Source organism: Phaeovulum sp., assembly GCF_041596715.1.
In the GTDB taxonomy this organism is placed as follows: Bacteria; Pseudomonadota; Alphaproteobacteria; order Rhodobacterales; family Rhodobacteraceae; genus UBA6213.
Window position 1 is genome coordinate 1 of sequence record NZ_JBFHIA010000241.1, and the last position, 4535, is coordinate 4535.

The 4535-nt window shown below is 63.0% G+C and carries 5 protein-coding genes; 3 read left to right on the plus strand and 2 right to left on the minus strand.

Going from position 1 to position 4535, the window contains the following annotated elements; all coding sequences use genetic code 11:
* Window positions 1-3: 3 nt before the first annotated feature.
* Window positions 4-639 carry a ChrR family anti-sigma-E factor gene (locus ABY403_RS13740; RefSeq protein ID WP_372841395.1) on the minus strand — a complete coding sequence of 212 codons (636 nt, stop codon included), beginning with the start codon at window positions 637-639 and terminating at the stop codon, window positions 4-6.
* Window positions 640-1224: a sigma-70 family RNA polymerase sigma factor gene (locus ABY403_RS13745; protein WP_372841399.1), complete on the minus strand. Its 585-nt coding sequence runs from the start codon at window positions 1222-1224 to the stop codon at window positions 640-642.
* Between the two features lie 141 nt (window positions 1225-1365).
* Between ABY403_RS13745 and ABY403_RS13750 the strand changes: the two genes are divergently transcribed.
* The 3 genes from ABY403_RS13750 to ABY403_RS13760 form a co-directional block, all read left to right on the plus strand.
* Window positions 1366-2646 carry an NAD(P)/FAD-dependent oxidoreductase gene (locus tag ABY403_RS13750; RefSeq protein WP_372841396.1) on the plus strand — a complete coding sequence of 427 codons (1281 nt, stop codon included), beginning with the start codon at window positions 1366-1368 and terminating at the stop codon, window positions 2644-2646.
* Entirely contained in the window at window positions 2643-3398 is a 756-nt protein-coding gene (locus tag ABY403_RS13755; protein ID WP_372841397.1) for a DUF1365 domain-containing protein, read from the plus strand. Before ABY403_RS13750 ends, ABY403_RS13755 begins: the two co-directional genes overlap by 4 nt.
* Window positions 3398-4535: class I SAM-dependent methyltransferase (locus ABY403_RS13760; RefSeq protein WP_372841398.1), on the plus strand; the 1138-nt coding region annotated here is incomplete at its 3' end. The genes ABY403_RS13755 and ABY403_RS13760, both read left to right, overlap by 1 nt.

Below are 4535 nucleotides of genomic sequence, written 5' to 3' on the forward strand. Positions count from 1 at the left end.
AAATCAGATGCGGAACAGCGGCTGCATGAGCCGCGGGATCAGCGCAGAAAAGCGCAGCGGCGCATCGGTCGCGGCAAGGCAGATGCAATCGGCCCCCGCGTCGGCGATCGGCGTATGTTCCACCGCCTGATCGGCAACCTCGATATCACCCACCGCAAAGCGCCCGGTCTCGTCGCTGAAGCTGCCTTGCAGCACCAGCGTCAGTTCCAGCCCGTTGTGGCTGTGATCTGGCACCGCCTGCCCCGCGGGGATGCTGAGCAGACGCACCGAACCTTCGGGCCCCGCCGACAGGATGCTTTGCCGCACCCCCAGCCCCAATGATTTCCAGCGCGGCGGCATACCCTTTAGCGCAGCCATCACCGGGCCGGGATAAACGCCCGAACGCGCAAAGGTGGGTGCCGGGGCAACGGGCGCGTCGAGCAGGTCAAGAACATTCGCCTTCAGCCCAGCCGAAAGTTCCTGCGCTGACGCCAATTCCAGCACGGCACCGCCTGCGGCGTGATGCGCCTCATAGGCGGCACGGCACTCGAGGCAAAGCGAGACATGCGCAGCCACGACCAGCGCATAGGGTTGCGGCAGGCTGCCTGCCGCATAAGCGGCCAGCAAGGCGTCTGGGGTGTGGTGGGTGATTGCGGGCATTTATCGCATATCCTTCAACTCGTGGCGCAGACGTTCCAGGCCAAGCCGGATACGCGATTTGATCGTGCCGAGCGGCAGCCCGGTCTGGGTACTGATCTCTTGATGTGTCAACTCACCCATATAGGCCTTCTCGATTATCTCGCGCTGATCCGGCTTCAGCCGCGCTAGCGCTTCTTTCAGTTTTCCGGCTTCTTGCTCGACGGCGAGAATGTGGCTCGCATCCGGTTCGGCGTCGTCACTTTCGCCCAATTCGTCGGGCATCGGGCGGCCTTCCTTGCGGATCACGTCGATCTGCCGGTTGCGCGCGATCTGATAGATCCACGCCGATACCGGGGCGCGCTGCGGGTCGTACTGGTCGGCCTTGCGCCAAACTGTCAGCATCACCTCCTGCACGATCTCTTCCGCCTGCCCCGATCCGGTGCCCGAGCGCATGATGAAACCCTTCAAGCGTGGGGCGAAATGGTCGAACAGCGCAGCGAACGCCGCGCGGTCACGGCTGTCACGTACCGCAAGCATGCAAAGCGTCTGCTGCGAGACTTGAGGAGACGGGCTCGTCACTGCTGACCTGTCCTTTTGGGCCGCCATCGAAGGGCGCCAGTCGGCATGTTGGGTATGAGGGCGCAGTTCGATCATAGCCGCACTACGCAGTTAGGCGAAGTATTGGATCAATTTTGATCCGATTTTTCTTTTCAAACGTAGCCCATACGAGAAAAGACCGGAGCAAACATGTCATTTGACCAGCAATCCATTCGTCCACAGCGCATTGCCGTGATCGGTGCGGGTATTTCGGGGCTTGCCGCCGCCTATCTGTTGGCCCCGCACCATGCCGTGACGGTGTTCGAGGCCGCGCCGCGCCTTGGGGGCCACGCGCGCACCGTGATGGCCGGTCTTCGGGGCGATCAGCCAGTCGATACCGGTTTTATCGTCTTCAACTACGCGAACTATCCGCACCTGACGCAGATGTTCCAAAAGCTCGACGTGCCGGTCGCCAAAAGCGATATGAGCTTTGCTGCCTCGATCAATGACGGACAGATCGAATATGGCTTGCGTGACCTGAACGCGCTGACCGCGCAGCGGCGCAACCTGCTGCGCCCCGGATTTGCCCGCATGGTGCGCGACATCCTGCGCTTCAACAATCAGGCCGAGGCGCTGGCCACCGACGACAGCACCACGATTGGCGAGTTGATGCAGGAATTGCGGCTGGGCGATTGGTTCCAGCGGTTTTACCTGATGCCGCTCTGCGGCGCGATCTGGTCTACCCCGCCCGCCGAAATCCGCGCCTTTCCGGCCCGCCCGATGGTGCAGTTTTTCCGCAACCACGCCCTGCTCAGCAATTCGGGGCAGCATCAGTGGTGGACGGTCGATGGCGGCAGTATCGAATACCTGCGCCGTCTGGAAACCCATCTGCGCGCTTGCGGTGTCACGCTTCTGCCCGGCACAGCGGTGCGCAGTGTCACGCGCACCGGCACTCAAAGCATCGTGGCCACGGGCGACGCGCCGCACGAGCCCTTCGATCAGGTGATTTTTGCCTGCCATTCCGATCAGGCGCTGCGCCTGCTGGTGCAGCCCACGGCGCAAGAACGCGCGGCGCTTTCGGCTATCCGCTTTCAGGACAACGAGGTTATCCTGCACCGCGACACAGCCCAAATGCCGCGCCGCCGCGCGATCTGGTCCGCTTGGGTCTACAAGGCCGACACCACCCAGCACGCGCCCGCGATGGGTGTGACCTATTGGATGAACCGCCTCCAGAACATCCCCGAAAGCGACCCTTTGTTTGTCTCGCTCAACCCCGCGCGGCCGATCCCCGAACATCTGATCTACGATCAAAAGACCTTCCGCCACCCGGTTTTTGATGCCCCGGCACTGGCGGCACAGCGCAAGTTGACCGCGATTCAGGGGCAAAACAACACATGGTTCGCCGGGGCCTACACGCGCCACGGCTTTCATGAAGACGGCTTCGCCAGCGCCGCCCGCATCTTGCGCCTGATGGATCGGCAGTTCGCATGACCCATGCGCCTGAACATATGGCCGGGGTTACCACGCACACGCGGCGCGGCGTGGTTCGGCACGGGTTTCGCTATGGCGTCGATTATGTGCTGATCGACGCCGAGGCGGGCGGGCCCGGCCCGTGGCTTTATGCGCGCAACCGCTTCAACCTTTTCTCCGTGCATGATCGTGACCACGGCGGGCCGCTGAAGGCGGGGCGCGGGCCTGTTTGGGCGCGCGATGTGCTGGCCGCACATGGGCTTGGCGCGCGAAAGGTGCAACTGATGCTGCTGACCCAGCCGCGGTTTCTTGGCTATGCGTTCAACCCGGTCAGCTTCTGGCTGGCGATGGATGGCGCGGCGCTGATCGCGGTGATTGCCGAGGTGTCAACGCCGTTTGGCGACCGCCATTCGTATCTTTGCCACTTGCCGGGCTTTGCGCCGATCACCCGCGAGGCGCGCATCACCGCACCCAAAGCCCTGCATGTATCCCCCTTTCAAGAGGTCAAGGGCAGCTACGAGTTCACCTTTGACATCCGCCCCGACCAGATCGCCATTCGTATTCTGCACACCAATGGTGACGAGGGCGTGCTTGCCACCCTTTCGGGGCCGCTTCGGCCGCTGACCAGCGGCGGCATCCTGCGCGCCTGCCTGCGCCGCCCGCTCGGCGCGTTGCGCACGATCATTCTGATCTATTGGCAGGCACTGCGCCTGCGGCTGAAGGGCGCAAGATACCGCACCCGCCCCACCCCTCCTGAAACCGAGGTAAGCTGATGCTGTTCCTGACCAACCGCGTAAAACACGACTTCCTCGACACCTGCGCCCAAATCCACGTTGGCAGCCTGCGCCTGCGCACGCCCGAGGGCGAGGTGTTCGATTTTGGCCACGGCGCGCCCACAGCCGAAATGCATATCCGCGACTGGTCGGTGGTCACCGCCGTTGCCGCGCGGGGCGATATCGGGCTTGGCGAAACCTATGTCGCCGGGCTTTGGGAAACACCCTCGATCGCGGATCTGTCAGAGGTGGCGCTGCGCAACCTCGACCAGTTTCGCGGCTATGCCTATGCGGGCTTTTGGGGCAACCTGAAGTTTCGCGTGGTAAACCGCATCATGCGCGCCAATTCCCCGCGTGGTGCGGCGCGTAACATCCGCGCGCATTACGATGTCGGCAACGAGTTTTATCAGCTCTGGCTTGACGAGGGCATGACCTATTCGGCGGCGATGTTCACCCCCGGCGATACCGACCTTGGGCGCGCCCAAGCCCGCAAATATGACCGCATCCTTGGCCGTCTCGGGCGCGGCGAACGGGTCTTGGAAATCGGCTGCGGTTGGGGCGGGTTTGCCGAACGCGCCGCCGACAGCGGGCGTTATGTCACTGGCCTGACCATCTCGCCCGCGCAGAAGGGCTATGCCGACGCGCGCCTTGATGGGCGCGCCGAGATCCGCTTGCAAGATTATCGCAAAAGCGCGGGCAAGTTCGACAATATCGTGTCGATCGAGATGATCGAGGCGGTCGGGCAGAATTACTGGCCCACCTATTTCGCCACGATCAAGGCGCGGCTGGCAGAACAAGGGCGCGCCGTCATACAGGCGATCACCGTGCAGGATGGCTATTTCGACATATACCAGCGCACGTCCGACTATATCCGCCATCACATCTTTCCCGGCGGCATGTTGCTATCCAACGAAGTGATCGCCCGTCAGGCACGCCGCGCGGGGCTTTCGGTCACCGACACCCATGCATTTGGTGCCGATTACGCGCGCACCTGCGCGCTTTGGAACGAAAGGTTGGGCGCGCAGGCAGAACGGATCAGGCGGATGGGTCATTCCGAAGGTTTCCTGCGCAGTTGGCGCTATTACCTTGGCGTTTGCGCGGCGTCCTTTGCCGTCGGGCAAACCGATGTCGTGCAGG